The sequence below is a fragment of the Pseudomonas marincola genome (assembly GCF_900682675.2).
Lineage (GTDB): Bacteria > Pseudomonadota > Gammaproteobacteria > Pseudomonadales > Pseudomonadaceae > Aquipseudomonas > Aquipseudomonas marincola.
On record NZ_LR215729.2, the window covers coordinates 3,610,164 to 3,628,131 of the forward strand.

Below are 17,968 nucleotides of genomic sequence, written 5' to 3' on the forward strand. Positions count from 1 at the left end.
ATATTGAGGTTGCAGGCATAGGACCTGCTGGATGAAAGCGGCAAGGCCGTCCCGGACGTTTATATTTCGGGGGCCTTGCTCAGCCAGGCTCAGTCCTTCAATGCTGCCTTGAGCACCTTCTCGGCCCACTCTTTGCCGATGTCATCGATGATTTCAGGCCATACATTGGTACGGACTTTCCTCACCGTAGCTTCGAGCTCCGCCTCGGACACGTCGACAATGGTGGCACCTGCTTCAGCTAGCAGTTGCTCGTTGGCGGCCTGGTCAGCTTGGGCGGTCAGCCAACGACGGTTTTCAAACTCCAGAGCAACCTTATCTAGCGCCGCTTGTTGCGCTGGATCGAGGTCGTCATAACGCTCCTGATTGAGCAGCAAATACCACACTTCGAAATGGGTATTTGATGGTACGTAGTACTTAGTCACATCACGGAAGGAGGAGTAATAACCCTCGGCACCCGAGCCCATCACCCCATCAACCACACCCGTTTGCACGGCGGTAAAAGCCTCAGAGAACGGCAGTGGCGAAGCAATGTAGCCCACCTGATTCGCCAACAGTTGGAAGGTTTTGATGGGTGGCACGCGCAGCTTGATGCCCTTAATGGCATTCGGATCGCCAGCACCCTGCACTTCGCGGTTCAGCGCGATTCCGCCGAAATATACCGGCCAAGCGCCCATCACCTTGATGCCTTGTTCTTTATACAGCTCGGCAACAGTTTCACGCAGTGGCGTGCCCGGACCGAACACCTCCCGTGCCTCTTGCCAGTTTTTTACCATGTAGGGCATGTAAATAATCTGGAAGCGTTTGTCTGCGCCGGAGGCTGGCGGTTGAACCGCCATGTCGATAGCGCCGAGGCCCACACGCTCTTGCACCACGGTGTAATCACCTAGAGCATTGGCGGCGTATATCTTGACTTTAATCTTGTTGTCGGTCGCTTTCTGGACATTTTCGGCGAACCATTTGACTTCATTATCAATGACAGTGCCCTGAGGGCGGACATGAGAAAGCTTCAAAGTTTCGGCCTGAATCAAGCCGGTAGTCGCGAGCGTAAGAGCCAGCGCGAGGGCGGATTTTTTTACGAGTGCTAGGTTCACTTTAAGTTTCCTTGTTGTTGTTCGAAGGCCTGAATAGGGAAATCAGTAACCAAACAGCCTAGGGATATATTCGGAAAGGTCGGGCCATGCAGCGACTAGAACTACAACCGGTAAGTAACCGAATAGTAAAATCAACATGGCGGGTTTAACGACATCAGTGAATTTCACTTTGCCAATACGAGCGCCCAAATAGAGGATGCTGGCGTAAGGGGGCGTAACGCCTCCCATCGCAGTGTTCACCCCAACAATCGCGGCGAATTGGATCGGACTGACGTCCAGAGCGATCATCAGTGGCAAAAGCAATGGCGCGGTCAGGATAATGGCGGTGATGTCATTCACTACCATGCCGATCAAGAACAGGAACAACGTCACCAAAATCAGCAGCGTAGTTTTGTCAGACGTGATTTCGAAAATAGCGGCCACCAACGCTTGCGGAATCTCTTCCATGACGTAGATCTGGCTGAGCATTAAGCTGAACAGGATCATGATCATGATGGAGCCAACGGCAGTGGCCGACTCCTTGCCTGACTCAATAAACGCGCGCCAGGTCAGTCCCTTGTAGATCATGAAACCGACAGGTAAGGCGTAGATAACCGCGACGGCGGCCGCCTCCGTAGGGGTCATAATCCCACCATATATCCCGCCTAGGATGATCACCGGCATGATCAATGCTGGCAGGGCATTCACTGTGCGCGACATGCCTTCCTTGAAAAAGTCGGGCATGGACATGGATTCATCGAGCACCAGCTTGAACTTACGCGACATCACTAGGTTGACCACGGCAATGTTGAACATAATCAGCAGGCCAGGGCCCAAGGTGGCGAGGAAGCTAGCCAGGATTGAGGTTTCTGTGACCCAGCCGTAGACGATCATGGTTACGCTCGGCGGGATCAATAAACCGAGAATCGAGGAGTTGGCGATCAAGGCTGTGGCATAGGCCCGTGGGTAGCCTTTACGCTCCATTTCGGGGATCAACAGCGGTCCAATGGCTGCAATGCCAGTGAGGCCACTGCCGGAGATCGCACCGATAATTGCGCAACTGACAGTCGCCACCACACCGAGACCACCGCGGATCCGGCCAACAAATATATTGACGAACTTCAGCAGACTGGCCGCAATGCCACTGACACTCATGATGGTCCCGGCAAACACAAACAGAGGGATAGCCAGTAGCACCGGATTGGTCAGTTGGTTAAAGCCCCAAAGCATCATACCTTTCATGGTGGCATCACCGACGAGCACCATGATCATCAGCCCAGCGCCGAAGCAGTAAGGTAGCGGCACCCCAAGGCTGAGCAGAATAATCAGCAGGGCAAAACCGAGCAGCGCGACTTCAATCATGGCGCTTTCCTTCTTGTTTTTCGGTCAGCACCTGGAACTCAGCAACTTCGGTCGTTTCTGGGTAGTCATGGCTTATTGGCGCGTTCAGTGCGGCGCCGCCGTTGAACAGCACGCGAAGGTTTTTATAGAGGTGCATGCAGACGTATAACGTCATCAGCAGCAGGCCGAGAAACAGCGAACATTCATAAATGAACGTTGGTAAGTAGAGGGTGGGGGTTTCCTTCCATACCCTAAATGCGTAGCGGAAGTAATCCCAAGCCCACCAGGTCAGCCAAGCGGAAATAATGATACTGAGGGATTCAGAGATGACCATCAGAAGGCGTCGCGCCTTTTCGGTGTCGAGAAAAATCTCCAGCACGTTGGCACGTATCTGTGTGTCTTCCCGCGACGCGTTAACACTGCCGAGGATGTACAGCCACATGATTGGGATGATCGATACCTCTTCTAGCCCCATGATTGGAGTTTCAAAGACGTATCGGGTGATTACCTGCACGAATTGGAAGCCTGCAACAGTGCTGATTAGCAATGCCAGCGCATACCGGAAGAACGTCTCCATTTTTTCTCTCTTGTTGGACGTTTGTGATGCAGATTTTGCTTGGCCAACTTGATAACATCAAATCGTTTATTATTTGTACTAGATAACAAAATATTATGATCTTGCTTCACATCAATCGTGCTTTAAGGCCCCAAAGTCGTTTGGAGGGTATGTGGCGAAATTAAGTCATCGGCAGGCCGAGGCCTTCCGTGCGGTGATGATCGCCGGCACTATTACCGGCGCAGCAGAGATTCTTTGCGTATCTCAACCGGCCGTGAGCCGACTGCTGGCGGACTTCGAGGATGCCGTTCAACTCAGGCTGTTCGAACGTCACAAGAAACGTCTAACGCCAACGCCAGAGGCTTTGATTCTGTTCGAAGAAGTGGAAAAATCCTTCGTAGGTATCGAGAAGTTGGCCAGAACCGCCGATGAGCTGCGCGGCTATCATCGCGGCTCCTTGAGGATCGCAGCCATGCCAGCTGTGTCCATAGGCTTCCTGCCTAATGTGGTCCAGAACTTCATCAGCGATCACCGCGGCGTTTCAGTGACCCTGCAGGTCCGCAGTTCGCAGCAGGTCGCCGACTGGATCGCTACCCAGCATTACGATGTCGGCATAGTCGCTACTAACGTCTCCGACCCCGCCCTTGAGGTACAACTGCTGGCCGACTGCCGCATGGTCTGCGCACTGCCTGTCGGTCACCGGCTTGCTGATAAGTCGGTGATCACACCCGAGGACTTGCGAGACGAGCCCTTCATTTCACTAGGCACTGAACAAAGCGTGCGCTACAAGATCGATGAGGTGTTCAATCGCGCAGAGGTAAACCGTCAGCTAATTGTGGACACGCAACTATGCTACGTGGCGTGCTCACTCGTACTGGCAGGCAGCGGCGTCACCCTCGTTGACCCACTGACAGCCCTACACTTTGCGCCGCAAGGCTTGGTGGTAAAACGGTTCGAGCCGAGGATTAGTTTCGTTTTCAACGTTCTGTATCCAGGACAAAGAGCGAAATCGCAAATGACCCTTGATTTTACCGACACGCTGCGTTTCAAGCTGGCGCAGTTGGCAGAGTCTTCGTCCGGTTTATTAGACTTCGAGGCACCACCACACGACCAAGGTGGGAGCACTTGATTCGACATGAGTTAGGCCATCTGAATCAGCTCTATTACGGTGACCGCCTTCAAATCTCTTTTTTGCTAGTTCAAATATGCCCGCCAACTACTGCAAAGTGTCGATTTCAGCCGATCACGACAGGCAGTTTTAGCCGGCTGCTGCCAGCCATAGACACGACCCATTCTGCTCAAGTCCTAAGCACATGATTGCTCAGTCCAAATGCAATCGAGCGGTCAATTCGATGCAATTCCCCAATGCAAAAAGCCCAGTCATCGGACTGGGCTTTTTGGTTTTCGCGAAGCGAGTTAAGCGTTAGCCGTTGCTTGGGAAAGCAAACGATGCCGCCTCGTGAGTCGCGCGCTGTGGCCAGCGCTGAGTGATGGCTTTGCGACGGGTGTAGAAACGCACACCGTCCGGGCCGTATGCATGCAGGTCGCCGAACAGCGAGCGCTTCCAGCCGCCGAAGCTGTGGTAGGCAACTGGTACTGGCAGCGGTACGTTGACGCCGACCATGCCGACTTCGATCTCGTCGCAGAACAGGCGTGCAGATTCACCATCGCGGGTGAAGATGCAGGTGCCGTTGCCGTACTCGTGATCGTTGATCAGTTGCATGGCCTCTTCGAGGCTGTTGACGCGCACGACACAGAGTACCGGGCCAAAGATTTCTTCTTTGTAAATGCTCATTTCCGGGGTTACGCGGTCGAACAGGCAGCCACCGAGGAAGAAGCCTTTTTCGTTACCGGCAACGCTCAGGCCACGGCCATCGACAACCAGTTCTGCGCCAGCAGCAACGCCAGCATCCACATAGCCTTGAACCTTGTCACGGTGCGCGCCCGTCACCAGTGGACCCATGTCCAGACCGCAGGAAGTGCCTGCGCCGATTTTCAGTGCTTTGATCTGCGGCTTGAGCTTTTCGATCATCGCATCGGCAATCTGATCACCCACGCACACAGCAACCGAGATGGCCATGCAGCGCTCGCCGCACGAACCATAAGCGGCGCCCATCAACGCGCTGACCGCGTTATCAAGGTCGGCATCTGGCATCAGCACCGCGTGGTTTTTAGCGCCGCCCAATGCTTGTACGCGCTTGCCGCGCTTGGTGCCTTCGGCGTAGATGTACTCGGCAATCGGGGTTGAGCCGACAAAGCTCAGGGCTTTGACTTCCGGCGCTTCGATCAACGCATCCACGGCTTCCTTGTCGCCGTGCACAACGTTGAGTACGCCTTTCGGCAAACCGGCTTCCTGAAGCAGTTGCGCGATGTACAGCGTCGAGCTTGGGTCACGCTCTGAAGGCTTGAGGATGAAGCAGTTACCGCAGACGATGGCCAGCGGATACATCCACAGCGGCACCATCGCCGGGAAGTTGAACGGGGTAATACCGGCAACCACGCCCACCGGCTGGAAGTCGCTCCAGGCGTCGATGTTCGGGCCGACGTTGCGGCTGTATTCACCCTTGAGAATTTCAGGTGCTGCACAAGCAAACTCGACGTTCTCGATACCGCGCTTCAGCTCACCGGCGGCGTCTTCGAGGGTTTTGCCGTGCTCTTCGCTGATCAGCTTGGAGATTTCAGCTTCGTGCTGCTCGAGCAGTTGCTTGAAGCGGAACATGATTTGCGCGCGCTTGGCCGCCGGGGTATTGCGCCAGGCCGGGAATGCAGTTTTGGCCGAGTCGATAGCCTGCTGCACGGTGGCGGTGTCCGCCAATGCAACCTTGTGGATAGCGTCGCCAGTCGACGGGTTGAACACGTCGGCGCTGCGACCGGTTCCAGCGACTGACTCGCCATGGATCAAGTGATTGATAGTGCCCATGAGACTCTCCATTTAATTGTCTGTGCGATGGCGGCAGTGGTGCCAGGCCATCCGAATTTTCTGCTAAACGGCGACAAGCCTCTGGCCTGTCACCTTCTGATTCAGCGAGCGGTTTTGATCTCGGTTTCGACAAACACCACTTCATGCTCACTGGCGTTGACCACATTGTGCTTAACGCCCGCGCTGCGAAAATAAGCCTGCCCGGCAACCAGGGTCGCGTACTTGTCGCCCTCGGGTGTTTCCAGCAACAAGGTGCCCGCGGTCATGGGCACCACGACATAGTCGTAACCGTGGCAGTGCAGCCCGGTCTCAGTGCCCGGAGCAAAACGCCATTCAGTAACGATAACCTGCTCGTTATCGACCTGCACCGTGGCCACGGCCTGAGCCCGGCCAGCCATTAGTCGATGCTCTGCAGGGCTTGGCCGACCGCGTCGAATACGCGATCAAGGTCTTCGGCCTTGGCATTGAAGGTTGGCCCAAACTGCAGGGTATCGCCACCAAAGCGTACATAGAAACCGGCTTTCCACAGCGCCATGCCCGCCTCGAACGGACGAATCACTGCATCGCCATCACGCGGGGCCAGCTGGATTGCACCGGCCAGACCGCAGTTACGGATGTCGATGATGTGCTTGCTACCTTTCAGGCCATGCAACGCATTGGCGAAGTGCGGCTCGATCTCGGCAGCTTGCTGCACCAGGTTTTCACGCTTGAGCAGTTCCAGCGAAGCCAGACCCGCGGCACAGGCAACCGGGTGCGCCGAGTAGGTGTAACCGTGGCTGAACTCGACCATGTGCTCTGGCGATGGCTGGTTCATGAAGGTCTGGTAAATCTCTTTCGAGGCAATCACCGCGCCCAAAGGCACCGCGCCGTTGGTGATCTGCTTGGCGGTGTTCATGATGTCCGGCGTGACACCGAAGTACTCAGCACCAGTCCACTTGCCCATGCGGCCGAAAGCGGTAATGACTTCGTCGAAAATCAGCAGAATGTTGTGCTGGGTGCAGATTTCGCGCAGGCGCTGCAGGTAGCCAACCGGCGGCACGATGACACCGGCCGAGCCGGACATCGGCTCAACGATGACCGCCGCGATGTTCGACGCATCGTGCAGTTCAATCAGCTTGAGCAATTCGTTGGCCAGCTCAACGCCACCCGTCTCAGCCATGCCCTTGGTGTAAGCCATGCCGGCTTGCAGGGTGTGCGGCAGATGATCGACGTCCATGAACTGGCCGTACATTTTACGGTTGCCGTTGATCCCGCCGAGGCTGGTACCGGCAATGTTCACACCGTGATAGCCACGTGCGCGGCCGATGAATTTGGTCTTGGCTGGCTGGCCTTTCAGGCGCCAGTAAGCCTTGGCCATTTTCACGGCCGTATCGGCGCACTCGGAACCCGAGCTGGTGAAAAACACATGGTCCAGACCTTCCGGCGTCAGCTCAGCCAGTTGTTCGGCAAGCTGGAACGACAGCGGATGGCCATACTGAAAGCCCGGCGAGTAATCGAGGGTGCCCAACTGCTTGGCCACCGCTTCCTGAATTTCCTTGCGCGAGTGACCCGCACCACAAGTCCACAAACCCGAAAGGCTGTCGTAGATCTTGCGACCCTGATCATCCTTCAACCAGCTGCCTTCGGCAGACACGATAAAACGCGGGTCACGGTGGAAGTTGCGGTTAGCAGAGAACGGCATCCAGTGAGCGTCCAGCTTGAGCTGGCTGGCGATTGATGGCGTAGCAGTCTGGGGCATATTCATGGTGCAGCCTCGCGAGGAAGACAATGTTCTTGTTGAAGGACTCTTGCCAGTAAAGGTGCCACGCGGATAAAGTCAGTAAAACCAAACTCTTCTTATCTTTAGTTAAGCGCATACTAAACAATGAGCACACGCCGCCCCGAACCGTTGGCCCAAGTCAGTGATTTTGATATCCGCCTGCTGAAACTGTTCCGCAGCGTGGTTGATTGCGGCGGCTTTTCTGCCGCAGAAAGTGTGCTGGGCATCGGTCGTTCGGCGATCAGCCAACAGATGAGTGACCTCGAACAACGCCTCGGATTTCGCCTGTGCCAACGCGGGCGCGCCGGGTTTGCACTGACCGAAGAGGGCCGCGAAGTTTTCCGCTCGACCGAGCAACTATTGGCCGCACTCGAGAGTTTTCGTACCGAGGTCAACGGCCTGCACCAAAACCTGCGCGGCGAATTGAATATCGGCCTCACCGATAACCTGGTAACGGTACCGCACATGCGCATTACCCACGCCCTCGCCCGCCTCAAGGAGCGCGGCCCGGATGTGCGCATACACATTCGTATGACGCCGCCCAGCGAGGTCGAACAGGGTGTACTCGACGGTCGCCTGCATATTGGCGTGGTGCCGCAGGCCAGTTCGTTGTCCGGCCTTGAATATCAGCCGCTGTATGACGAACGTTCCCTGCTGTATTGCGCGGTCGGCCATCCGCTGTTTTACGTGGACGACACCAAACTCGACGACGAGCGCCTGAATGCGCAAGACGCCATTGCCCCGACCTTCCGTTTGCCGCCGGACATTCAGGGCCATTACCAACAACTCAATTGCACCGCCAGCGCCTCGGATCGCGAGGGCATGGCCTTCCTGATTCTGACCGGACGCTATATCGGCTACCTGCCCGACCATTACGCAGCGCCATGGGTGCAACAAGGCCGGTTGCGCGCGCTCAAGGCCGACTCGCGCTTCTATGAACTCAATCTGGCGGCGGTAACCCGCAAAGGCCGGCGTCCGCACCTGGTACTCGAAAGCTTTCTTGAAGTGCTCGACGAAACCAGCAACCTGAGCTGAGCCACTCCGTATCAAGCCGATAAAAAGCGCAGAACAGTGCTTGGTAACAACCCGTAACAACCAAGCCGTTAGATCGGCGCAGCGGGATGCGCGGGTCTATGCTCGAGGGGTTATTGTTTAACCCTGACCCTCGCACGTTTTCATCGCCAAGGAGGCGCCATGTCCAGTCGTCGTCGATTTATCCAGAACAGCGCTACCCTGCTCGGGCTCGCGGTCTGCAACCCGCTGTTGAGCAACGCCGTATTTGCCGACGACCTGAGCCAACTGCTGAAACGTGAAATCCCCTCCTCCGGTGAAAAGCTGCCGGTCATTGGCCTTGGTACTTCGCGCACATTCGATGTCGGCCTGGACGATGCCAGCCTCAAAGAGCTCGACGGCGTGATGCGTACATTCATCAACGGCGGCGCCAAGCTGATTGATACCGCCCCCAGTTACGGCAATTCCGAGGCGGCCACGGGTTCTTTGCTCAAGCGAACCGGCACGCACGGCAAGGCGTTTCTGGCGACCAAGATTTCCGCCACTGGCCGTGACCAAGGGCTTGCCCAGTTCCAGCACAGCCAGAAGGTGCTCCACCGCCAAACCATCGACTTGCTTCAAGTGCATAACTTGCGCGACACCAACACCCAATTCAAGCTGATGCGCGAACTCAAGGAGCAAGGGCTGGTGCGCTATATCGGCGTAACCCATTATCTGGACTCGGCTCACGACGATTTGCTTGCGGTGCTGGCGCGCGAGAAGCTCGACTTCGTTCAGTTCAACTACTCACTGGGTGAGCGCAATGCCGAGGAGCGCCTGCTGCCGTATTGCGCCGATAACGGCATCGCCACACTGATCAACCGGCCGTTCATGCGCGGTGAATTGCTAGGGCGGATCAAAGGCCAGCCGTTACCGGAATGGGCGATTGAAGTCGATGCCACTTCATGGGCGCAACTGTTGCTCAAGTTCATTCTTTCCAACCCTGCCGCAACCGTGGTGATACCAGCCACATCAACGCCGCGTTACATGGCCGACAACATCAAGGCCGGTATGGGCCGACTGCCAGATGAGCGCAACCGCCAGCGAATTATTCAGGCGTTTTCCTGATTTGCAGGCCGCATAGATGATTAACGCGGCGCCGCGACTGGCCAAGGCAATTAACGCCGAGGCCAATGAGCTGGTGGCGGCCTTGTGCGGGTTCAGCCTGTTTCTCTGCCTGTTCTGCGGCTATTTCATGCTCCGCCCAATCCGCGAAACCATGGGCATCGTCGGCGGTGTGGATAACTTGCAGTGGCTGTTCAGCGCCACATTCGTGCTGATGCTGATCGCCGTGCCACTATTCGCCTGGCTCAACTCGAACGTGCCGCGTGAGCGTTACATCGACTGGGTCTACGCATTTTTCATCAGCAATCTGCTGATCTTCGCCAGCTTGTTCAGCCAGCTGCAACACGATGTGTGGCTGGCCCGCAGCTTTTATGTGTGGCTGTCGGTCTACAACCTGTTCGTGGTCTCCGTGGCGTGGAGCCTGATGAGCGATGTGTTCGACAGCCAGCAAGCCAAGCGGCTGTTTGCCTTTATCGCCGCCGGTGCCAGTTGCGGCGGTTTACTCGGCCCGGCATTAGGCGCGTTGCTGATCGGCTGGCTCGGCGAGAGTGGCTTGATGCTCTGCGCCGCAACCTTGCTGGCCACCGCACTATTGGCCAAGCGCTACCTGATGAGCTGGCGCAGCCAGGGCGGCGCCGGTCGCCCCGGCGCTGTGAGCGATGAAAGCCCGAAACGCCCGGTTCTCGGCAATCCTTTCAGCGGTTTCAGCCTGGTCGCCCGCTCGCCGTATCTGTTGGCGATCAGCGTATTTGTGATTCTTTTGGCGACAGCCAGTACGTTTTTGTACATCGAGCAGGCGCGACTGGTCGCCGAAACATTCCCCACCCGCGAGCAGCAAGTGCGGGTGTTTGGCTTGATCGACTTCACCGTGCAGGCGTTATCACTGATCGCGCAGCTGTTCATCACCGGGCGCATCGCACAGCGCTTCGGCATTCGCGCGCTGCTCGCCGGCGTACCTTTGCTGGTGTGTCTGGGCTTTATCGGTCTGGCTCTGGCGCCTACTTTCGCCATGCTTGCCGCCCTGATGATTGTGCGCAGAGTCGGTGAATACGCCTGCGTGCGGCCGGGCCGTGAAATGCTCTTTGCACCGCTCGATGCGCAAACCAAGTACAAGGCCAAAAACTTCATCGACACAGTGGTTTACCGCGCCGGCGATGCGGCCAGCGCCTGGGCCAAGACCCTGATCGACAGCCTGAGTAACGGCGTGTGGGTTGCAGCAATAGCAGGTGCAGTCTGCGCTGCCATTTGGGCCGCACTCGGTTGGTACTTGGGCGGCCAGCGCGAGCAAATCAAACCGCGCAGTGATGAAAACAGCGTTTAAGGATCGGGCACCGGCAGACGAGTTGGCGACAGCTCCAGCCGATCGGGCAGCGCTCGGTTGGCAATCCGCCAGCGTCGCTTGCTGCTAGTCCAAGCTGGGCACAATCTGTCCCAGGCGCTCAAAACCAAGCCTTTGCGCTGCGCACCAAGCGACAAAAGCGTGCGTCGCCATCGCAACACGCACCAGTAAAGTGCGTTTTTAACCGGCAAGTTCGGCTGGTCATTTTTTTCTGACTGCAGAGCTTGTCACGCCCGCGGCACTGGGGTATCTCTGCACTCGTTGCCAGACAAAAGCGAAGCCGTCATGACCTTTGAAGTTCCAGCGCACAGAACGAATACCCCGGGCAAACCCGCAGGCCGTATTCGTCAGAAAAATGAGGAAGCCATTATTCTTGCGGCCGAAGAAGAATTCGCGCGCCATGGTTTCAAAGGCACCAGCATGAATACCATCGCGCAGAATGTCGGCCTGCCAAAAGCCAACCTGCATTACTACTTCAACAACAAGCTCGGCCTGTATCTGGCCGTGCTCAGTAATATCCTCGAACTCTGGGACAGCACCTTCAACAGCCTCACGGTTGATGATGATCCGGCACTGGCTCTGAGCCGCTACATTCGCGCCAAAATGGAATTCTCAAGGCGATATCCGAAGGCCTCGCGGATTTTTGCGATGGAAGTGATCAGCGGCGGCGAGTACCTCTCGCAATACTTCGATCAGGACTATCTGGTCTGGTTCAAAGGCCGTGCGCAGGTATTCGAGGCGTGGATAGCCGCTGGCAAAATGGACCCGGTGGATCCGGTTCACCTGATATTTTTGCTCTGGAGCAGCACGCAACACTACGCGGACTTCGCCTCGCAGGTGTGCCGCGTAACCGGTCGCAGCAAGCTCACCAAGCAGGACTTCGACAGCGCCACGCAAAACCTGATCACCATTATTCTCAAGGGCTGCGGCCTCAAGCCAACTGCCGAGTGACACTCAACGCCAATGCCTTTCACCCTGCTCCAGCCTTGCGAGTACAGCGAGGAAATCCGTAAAAGCCGCTTCGTTGCCTACGCCGCCCCCGTCACCAGCGCCGAACAGGCGCAAGCGTTTATCAGCCAGCACAGCGATGCCAACGCCTCGCACAACTGCTGGGCCTGGAAGGTCGGCCAGCAATATCGTTTCAGTGACGACGGCGAGCCCGGCGGAACCGCAGGCCGGCCCATTCTCAGCGCAATTGAAGGCCAGGATTGCGATCAGGTCGCAGTGCTGGTGATTCGCTGGTACGGCGGCATCCAGCTGGGTACTGGCGGCCTCGCCCGCGCCTACGGCGGCAGCGCGAACAAATGCCTGCAGGCCGCCGAGCGCAAGGAGCTGGTCAAGCGCACGCAGTGCAGTTGCCATTGTCACTTCAGCGAACTGGCGCTGTTCAAATCCCGCTTGCAGGATGACCCGGACTTCGTACTGGAAAGCGAAACATTCGATGCCGAAGGCGCCACCCTGCAACTGGCCGTGGCCGATGCCCGCGTCGATGAACTGGCTATACTGCTGGCGGATATGAGCCAAGGTCGCGCGGTTCTGCAACGCCAATGAAACCCTGCCTGCTGCTGTTGCTCGCTTTCACCCTGCCCCTGCGCGCAGAGGTACAGCAGCAACTTGAGCAAACACCCTACATTGCCTGGGGCACGAGCCAGCCAACGCTGGGCGCCGTGCTGCGTAGCGCTACGCCGATTACGTATGGCGGGCAGCGCTTCATCGGATATACCCGCTGGGACATCAACTGGCGTTTCTTTTGGTATCAGCGAGGCAACGGCCGCTGCCAGATACGCCATCCCTTGACCCGCCTGAACGCACAAATGACCCTGCCCGACCTGCGAGGCGGCAACAGCCAGATACATGCTCAATTTGACCAGTATCTGCGCGCGCTGAAACGGCATGAAATGGGCCATTACGCCATCGCTCAGGCCGCCGCCAACGCCATCGACGAGCGCCTGCAAACGCTGCCCGAACAAGTCGATTGCAGCACTTTGCAGCGGGTGGCCAATGAACAGGCGCAAGGCATTCTTGAGCACTACAGACAACAAGAATTCGACTACGACCTGCAAACCGGCCATGGCATATCGCAGGGCGCGGTACTGCCTGACTAACGCGTGAAACATTGTCCAAAGACCAACCCGTCATGCAAGCGCACCACACTGGCCTATGAGCGCACCAAATCGGTGCCAAATTGACATCACCAGGCAGGCAGTCGAAAATTTAACCGCGCCGGTGCAGGTTTCTGACTTACTGGCCAAGTTTTTGCTTATAAAGCGCACGTTGTCATTTAGAGTCACTGCCCATGTCCGTTTCCCCCGAATCTTTGCGCCTGCAGATGCGCGGCATCAGCAAGCGCTACCCCGGCTGTCTGGCCAACGATCGCATTGATCTGAACATTCAGCCGGGCGAAATCCACGCCCTGCTGGGTGAAAACGGCGCTGGTAAAAGCACCCTGATGAAAATCATCTACGGCGTTACCCAGCCCGACAGCGGTGAAATTGTCTGGCGCGGCAAGCCGGTGAAGATGCGCGACCCGGCAATGGCGCGCAGCCTCGGGATCGGCATGGTGTTCCAACACTTCTCGCTGTTTGAAACCCTGACAGTGGCCGAGAACATTGCGCTGGCCATGGGCCGCGCCGCGGGTACGCCAAAGCAGCTTGAAGGTCGTATTCGCGAGGTTTCGCAGCGCTACGGCATGGCGCTTGAACCGGAGCGTCTGGTTCACAGCTTGTCGATTGGCGAACGCCAGCGCGTCGAGATCGTACGATGTCTGATGCAGGACATCGAACTACTGATTCTTGATGAGCCGACTTCGGTGCTCACTCCGCAAGAGGCCGACGAGTTGTTCGCTACCCTGCGCCGGCTCGCTGCCGAGGGTTGCAGCATCTTGTTTATCAGCCACAAGCTCGGTGAAGTGCGCGCGCTTTGCCACGGCGCCACGGTATTACGCGGCGGCAAGGTGTCTGGCCACTGCGTGCCCCGTGACTGCAGCGATCTGGAACTGGCGCGGCTGATGGTGGGCGATGCAGAAGGCCTTGAAAGTACCTACGCCAAGGTTCAGGGCGGCGAACATTTTCTGCAGGTGAACGATCTTAGCTGGGAAAACGCCGACCCGTTTGGTACCTCGCTGCGCACCATCAGCCTTGAAGTGCGCAGCGGTGAAATTGTGGGGATCGCCGGGGTGGCCGGCAATGGTCAGGACGAACTGCTGGCCATGCTCAGCGGCGAACAGTTGCTGCACAAGCGCGATGCCGCGAGCATTCGCTTTGCCGGTGCGCCAGTTGCCAACCTGCGCCCCGATGCCCGGCGCAAACTCGGGCTGGCCTTTGTACCGGCCGAGCGTTTGGGGCATGGCGCGGTGCCCGACATGAGCCTGAGCGACAACGCTCTGCTCACTGCTTTTCAGCAAGGGCTGGTGAGCAATGGCCTGATCAAGCGCGACAAGGTTGTCGCCTTCGCCGAAGAAATCATCCGCCGCTTCGCGGTCAAGACGCCGGACGCAGAAACCCCAGCCGGGAGTTTGTCCGGCGGCAACCTGCAAAAATTCATTCTCGGCCGCGAGATCATGCAAAAGCCCAAATTGCTGGTCGCCGCACACCCGACCTGGGGTGTTGATGTGGGCGCAGCCGCCGCGATTCACCGCGCCCTGATCGCCCTGCGCGATGCTGGCGCGGCGATTCTGGTGATCTCCGAAGACCTCGACGAACTGTTCCAGATCTGCGACCGCATCGGCGCATTGAGCAGCGGCAAACTCAGCGCACTGACCGATACCCCAAGCACCTGCCAAGTTGAAGTGGGCCGCTGGATGGCCGGTGAATTCGGCGCCAATCCTTCCCCTATTGATCAGGCCGCAGCTAACCCTGCCCCGCTGAGCTGACGGAGTTTTTATGTTGTTATCCCTCGAACCCCGCGGCCAGCAATCGCGCGCGATGCTCTGGTTATCACCGGTGCTGGCAGCCGTACTCACGCTCATCAGCGGTTCGCTGCTGTTTCTGGCACTCGGCCACGACCCGCTGGAAACCCTGCACACCTTGTTAATCGCACCGCTCAGCGACTGGTACGGCGTTTCCGAACTGCTGGTCAAAGCCCTGCCGATTCTGCTCTGTGCACTGGGCCTGGCGGTGGCGTACCAAGCGCGCATCTGGAACATCGGCGCAGAAGGCCAACTGCTGATCGGCGCACTTGCCGGCAGCGCGGTGGCGATCAATATCATCGACTGGGAAAGCCAATGGGCACTGGCGCTGGTCATCATCAGCGGGATTGTTGCGGGCGCGGCGTGGGGCGGTTTAACCGCCTGGCTGCGTACACAATTCAACGCCAATGAAATCCTCACCAGCATCATGCTCAACTACATCGCGCTGAACCTGTTGCTGTTCTTCGTCCACGGTGCGCTGAAAGACCCGGCGGGTTACAACTTCCCCGAGTCCGCCATGTTCGGCGATGCCAGCCGCCTGCCGGTACTCAGCGAAGATGGCCGGGTGCATGCCGGTTTGTACTTCGCCTTGCTGGCGTTGGTGGCGGTGTGGGTATTGCTGCACAAGAGCTTTCTCGGCTTTCAGGTAAAAGTGCTCGGGCTGGACCGCCGCGCGGCGGGTTTTGTTGGCTTTCGCGAGAAGCGTCTGGTCTGGTTCGCACTGCTGGTCAGTGGCGGCCTGGCCGGGCTTGCCGGGGTGGGTGAAGTGGCTGGCCCAATCGGCCAGTTGGTGCCGCAGGTTTCCCCCGGTTATGGCTACGCAGCAATCACCGTGGCCTTCCTCGGCCGCCTGAATCCAATTGGCATTGTGTTCTCCAGCTTGCTCATGGCGCTGCTGTATCTGGGCGGGGAAAACGCACAGATGAACATGAACCTGCCGCAGGCAATCACTCAGCTGTTTCAAGGCATGATGCTGTTCTTCCTGCTCGCCTGCGACGTGCTGATCATGTATCGCCCACGGCTCAAGGCCGGTCTGTTCAAACGCTCATCAGCGCCGGTTAGCAACGAGGCGGCGGTATGAATCTTCTTCTCTCTCTGGCCCGTATTTGCAAGGTTCAAGCGCATGGATATTGATCTGCTGACTAACATTTTCTACGCCATGGTGCGCACGGGCACGCCTCTGCTTCTGGTCGCACTCGGTGAACTGGTGTGCGAGAAGAGCGGCGTGCTCAATCTGGGCCAGGAAGGCATGATGCTGTTCGGCGCGGTGATCGGCTTTATCGTTGCCTTTAGCACCGGCAGCCTGTGGCTCGGCGTGTTGCTGGCGATTGCGGCGGGCATGTTGCTCTCACTGCTGTTCGCAATTGTGGCGCTGGGCTTCAACGCCAATCAGGTCGCCACAGGCCTTGCATTAACCATCTTCGGCGTAGGCCTCTCAACATTCGCCGGGGCGGCCTGGGTGGGCAAACCACTCACTGGTTTTGAGCCGATTGCGCTACCGTATCTCAGCGATATCCCGCTCATCGGGCGCATGCTGTTTGCGCAGGATCTGCTGGTGTATCTGTCGTTTGCGCTGTTTGCGCTGGTGGCGTGGGTGATGCTGAAAACCCGTATCGGCCTGATCATTCAGGCTGTCGGAGAAAACCCCGACGCCGCCAGCGCCATGGGCTTGCCGGTATTGCGTGTGCGCACGCTGGCAGTCATGTTCGGTGGCGCGATGGCCGGTTTGGCCGGCGGTTACCTGTCGCTGGCATACACGCCGATGTGGGCAGAAAACATGACCGCCGGGCGTGGCTGGATTGCTCTGGCGTTGGTGGTGTTTGCCAGCTGGCGGGTGTTCCGTGTGCTGCTCGGTGCCTACCTGTTTGGCCTGGCCAGCATTGTTCATCTGGTTGCTCAGGGCATCGGTATTTCAGTATCGAGCAACCTGCTGGCGATGCTGCCGTATGTGGCGACCATCGTGGTGTTGGTGCTGCTCTCGCGTGACGCGATCAAGACTCGCCTGTTTGCTCCGGTTTCACTCGGCAAGCCCTGGCAGTCGGGGCATTGATTTGCAGCCGTGGCGATTTCAGACCGCCACGTTTGGCACATCTGAATCACTGAGTTGAGCGGTTGGGCGTGGTGTCAGTCACCCGCCCAAGCCATGCAGATAAACAGCCATACGCAAGTTTGTTTGGCGCGTTACAAGCCGTTTGCATATTCGGCCTGTAACCGCGCAACATAGTCGCTCCGGATCAACTTGGAGCGACCTATGCAAACTGTCAAAACCGCCCTTATCATCGGCGCCTCCCGCGGGCTTGGGCTTGGTCTGGTCGAGCGACTGCATAGCCTCGGCTGGAACATCAGCGCCACGGTTCGCAACCCGCAACGCTGCGACGAGCTGCGCGCTATCGACGGGGTCAAGATTGAAACCCTCGACATCGACGACAGCGCCTCAGTTCAGGCACTGGTCAACCAGCTCGACGGCCAGGTGTTTGACCTGATTTTCGTCAACGCCGGAATTCTCGGGCCTGAACACCAGAGCGCAAGCCAGGCGACTCAGGCTGAACTGGGCCAGCTGTTCATGACCAACGTAGTTGCGCCGATTCGCCTCGCCGAAAAACTCGTCTCACAATTGCGCCCTGACACCGGCGTGCTGGCGTTCATGAGCTCGATTCTCGGCAGTGTGACCATGCCCGAAGGCAACGAGATGGCGCTGTACAAAGCCAGCAAGGCCGCACTCAACTCACTGACCAACACCTTTGTCTGCAGCCTTGAAGGCAATCGACCAACGGTATTGTCGTTGCATCCGGGCTGGGTCAGAACCGCGATGGGCGGGCCGAATGCCGATATTGATGTAGCCACCAGTTGTGCCGGTCTGGTTACCCAGATAGAGCAGTTCAGCGGCAAGGGCGGCCATCACTTCGTTAATTACAAAGGCCAGACTCTGACCTGGTAAATTGCAGCAGACGCAGCCTGCAA

At 57.7% G+C, this 17,968-nt stretch carries 17 protein-coding genes; 11 read left to right on the forward strand and 6 right to left on the reverse strand.

Annotated elements, in window-relative coordinates; all coding sequences use genetic code 11:
* Positions 1–89: 89 nt before the first annotated feature.
* The 3 genes from dctP to PMYSY11_RS16700 are packed head-to-tail and all read right to left on the reverse strand — an operon-like array spanning position 90 to position 2,988.
* Positions 90–1,091: a TRAP transporter substrate-binding protein DctP gene (gene dctP, locus PMYSY11_RS16690; RefSeq protein WP_150547482.1), complete on the reverse strand. Its 1,002-nt coding sequence runs from the start codon at positions 1,089–1,091 to the stop codon at positions 90–92.
* A gap of 42 nt (positions 1,092–1,133) precedes the next feature.
* Positions 1,134–2,432, reverse strand: coding sequence for a TRAP transporter large permease (locus tag PMYSY11_RS16695; protein WP_150547483.1), 1,299 nt, complete (start codon positions 2,430–2,432; stop codon positions 1,134–1,136).
* Positions 2,425–2,988: a TRAP transporter small permease gene (locus tag PMYSY11_RS16700; RefSeq protein WP_150547484.1), complete on the reverse strand. Its 564-nt coding sequence runs from the start codon at positions 2,986–2,988 to the stop codon at positions 2,425–2,427. The genes PMYSY11_RS16695 and PMYSY11_RS16700 overlap by 8 nt, the downstream gene beginning before the upstream one ends.
* A 151-nt stretch (positions 2,989–3,139) precedes the next feature.
* Here PMYSY11_RS16700 and PMYSY11_RS16705 point away from each other — a divergent pair, with 151 nt between their 5' ends.
* Positions 3,140–4,096 carry a LysR family transcriptional regulator gene (locus PMYSY11_RS16705; RefSeq protein WP_150547485.1) on the forward strand — a complete coding sequence of 319 codons (957 nt, stop codon included), beginning with the start codon at positions 3,140–3,142 and terminating at the stop codon, positions 4,094–4,096.
* Positions 4,097–4,390: 294 nt separating this feature from the next.
* Here the strand turns inward: PMYSY11_RS16705 and PMYSY11_RS16710 are convergent, their stop codons facing one another.
* The 3 genes from PMYSY11_RS16710 to aptA form a co-directional block, all read right to left on the reverse strand.
* Positions 4,391–5,887: a CoA-acylating methylmalonate-semialdehyde dehydrogenase gene (locus tag PMYSY11_RS16710; RefSeq protein WP_069899631.1), complete on the reverse strand. Its 1,497-nt coding sequence runs from the start codon at positions 5,885–5,887 to the stop codon at positions 4,391–4,393.
* A 101-nt stretch (positions 5,888–5,988) separates the two neighbouring features.
* Complete coding sequence (locus PMYSY11_RS16715; protein WP_150547486.1) at positions 5,989–6,285, reverse strand: cupin domain-containing protein; 297 nt, start codon at positions 6,283–6,285, stop codon at positions 5,989–5,991.
* Positions 6,285–7,631, reverse strand: coding sequence for an omega-aminotransferase AptA (gene aptA / locus PMYSY11_RS16720; RefSeq protein WP_150547487.1), 1,347 nt, complete (start codon positions 7,629–7,631; stop codon positions 6,285–6,287). The genes PMYSY11_RS16715 and aptA overlap by 1 nt, the downstream gene beginning before the upstream one ends.
* A 120-nt stretch (positions 7,632–7,751) precedes the next feature.
* Between aptA and PMYSY11_RS16725 the strand changes: the two genes are divergently transcribed.
* The 10 genes from PMYSY11_RS16725 to PMYSY11_RS16770 all read left to right on the forward strand — a co-directional run bounded on the left by PMYSY11_RS16725 (position 7,752) and on the right by PMYSY11_RS16770 (position 17,945).
* Positions 7,752–8,681 (forward strand): LysR family transcriptional regulator, encoded by a 930-nt coding sequence (locus PMYSY11_RS16725; RefSeq protein ID WP_150547488.1) that lies wholly within the window; start codon positions 7,752–7,754, stop codon positions 8,679–8,681.
* A 159-nt stretch (positions 8,682–8,840) separates the two neighbouring features.
* Complete coding sequence (locus PMYSY11_RS16730) at positions 8,841–9,764, forward strand: aldo/keto reductase (RefSeq protein ID WP_150547489.1); 924 nt, start codon at positions 8,841–8,843, stop codon at positions 9,762–9,764.
* Between the two features lie 16 nt (positions 9,765–9,780).
* Entirely contained in the window at positions 9,781–11,082 is a 1,302-nt protein-coding gene (locus PMYSY11_RS16735; RefSeq protein WP_150547490.1) for an NTP/NDP exchange transporter, read from the forward strand.
* Between the two features lie 303 nt (positions 11,083–11,385).
* On the forward strand, positions 11,386–12,051 hold the full coding sequence (locus PMYSY11_RS16740; RefSeq protein ID WP_069899637.1) for a TetR/AcrR family transcriptional regulator: 666 nt from the start codon (positions 11,386–11,388) through the stop codon (positions 12,049–12,051).
* A 12-nt stretch (positions 12,052–12,063) separates the two neighbouring features.
* On the forward strand, positions 12,064–12,651 hold the full coding sequence (locus PMYSY11_RS16745; RefSeq protein WP_150547491.1) for an IMPACT family protein: 588 nt from the start codon (positions 12,064–12,066) through the stop codon (positions 12,649–12,651).
* Positions 12,648–13,205, forward strand: a complete 558-nt coding sequence (locus PMYSY11_RS16750) for a DUF922 domain-containing protein (protein ID WP_150547492.1) — start codon at positions 12,648–12,650, stop codon at positions 13,203–13,205. The genes PMYSY11_RS16745 and PMYSY11_RS16750 overlap by 4 nt, the downstream gene beginning before the upstream one ends.
* 191 nt (positions 13,206–13,396) lie before the next feature.
* Positions 13,397–14,971 carry an ABC transporter ATP-binding protein gene (locus PMYSY11_RS16755; RefSeq protein WP_150547493.1) on the forward strand — a complete coding sequence of 525 codons (1,575 nt, stop codon included), beginning with the start codon at positions 13,397–13,399 and terminating at the stop codon, positions 14,969–14,971.
* A 10-nt stretch (positions 14,972–14,981) separates the two neighbouring features.
* Complete coding sequence (locus tag PMYSY11_RS16760) at positions 14,982–16,088, forward strand: ABC transporter permease (protein ID WP_150547494.1); 1,107 nt, start codon at positions 14,982–14,984, stop codon at positions 16,086–16,088.
* A gap of 42 nt (positions 16,089–16,130) precedes the next feature.
* Positions 16,131–17,057, forward strand: coding sequence for an ABC transporter permease (locus PMYSY11_RS16765; protein WP_150547495.1), 927 nt, complete (start codon positions 16,131–16,133; stop codon positions 17,055–17,057).
* A gap of 201 nt (positions 17,058–17,258) precedes the next feature.
* Positions 17,259–17,945 carry an SDR family oxidoreductase gene (locus PMYSY11_RS16770; RefSeq protein ID WP_150547496.1) on the forward strand — a complete coding sequence of 229 codons (687 nt, stop codon included), beginning with the start codon at positions 17,259–17,261 and terminating at the stop codon, positions 17,943–17,945.
* The last annotated feature ends 23 nt before the right edge of the window (positions 17,946–17,968 follow it).

Bases quoted from the DNA above. Each gene is read 5' to 3' on its own strand.
- PMYSY11_RS16730 (WP_150547489.1), top strand. From the start codon at position 8,841: ATGTCCAGTCGTCGTCGATTTATCCAGAACAGCGCTACCCTGCTCGGG.
- PMYSY11_RS16700 (WP_150547484.1), bottom strand. From the start codon at position 2,988: ATGGAGACGTTCTTCCGGTATGCGCTGGCATTGCTAATCAGCACTGTT.
- PMYSY11_RS16725 (WP_150547488.1), top strand. From the start codon at position 7,752: ATGAGCACACGCCGCCCCGAACCGTTGGCCCAAGTCAGTGATTTTGAT.
- PMYSY11_RS16760 (WP_150547494.1), top strand. From the start codon at position 14,982: ATGTTGTTATCCCTCGAACCCCGCGGCCAGCAATCGCGCGCGATGCTC.
- PMYSY11_RS16750 (WP_150547492.1), top strand. From the start codon at position 12,648: ATGAAACCCTGCCTGCTGCTGTTGCTCGCTTTCACCCTGCCCCTGCGC.
- PMYSY11_RS16715 (WP_150547486.1), bottom strand. From the start codon at position 6,285: ATGGCTGGCCGGGCTCAGGCCGTGGCCACGGTGCAGGTCGATAACGAG.
- PMYSY11_RS16770 (WP_150547496.1), top strand. From the start codon at position 17,259: ATGCAAACTGTCAAAACCGCCCTTATCATCGGCGCCTCCCGCGGGCTT.
- PMYSY11_RS16740 (WP_069899637.1), top strand. From the start codon at position 11,386: ATGACCTTTGAAGTTCCAGCGCACAGAACGAATACCCCGGGCAAACCC.
- PMYSY11_RS16710 (WP_069899631.1), bottom strand. From the start codon at position 5,887: ATGGGCACTATCAATCACTTGATCCATGGCGAGTCAGTCGCTGGAACC.
- aptA (WP_150547487.1), bottom strand. From the start codon at position 7,631: ATGAATATGCCCCAGACTGCTACGCCATCAATCGCCAGCCAGCTCAAG.
- PMYSY11_RS16695 (WP_150547483.1), bottom strand. From the start codon at position 2,432: ATGATTGAAGTCGCGCTGCTCGGTTTTGCCCTGCTGATTATTCTGCTC.
- PMYSY11_RS16755 (WP_150547493.1), top strand. From the start codon at position 13,397: ATGTCCGTTTCCCCCGAATCTTTGCGCCTGCAGATGCGCGGCATCAGC.
- PMYSY11_RS16735 (WP_150547490.1), top strand. From the start codon at position 9,781: ATGATTAACGCGGCGCCGCGACTGGCCAAGGCAATTAACGCCGAGGCC.
- PMYSY11_RS16765 (WP_150547495.1), top strand. From the start codon at position 16,131: ATGGATATTGATCTGCTGACTAACATTTTCTACGCCATGGTGCGCACG.
- PMYSY11_RS16745 (WP_150547491.1), top strand. From the start codon at position 12,064: ATGCCTTTCACCCTGCTCCAGCCTTGCGAGTACAGCGAGGAAATCCGT.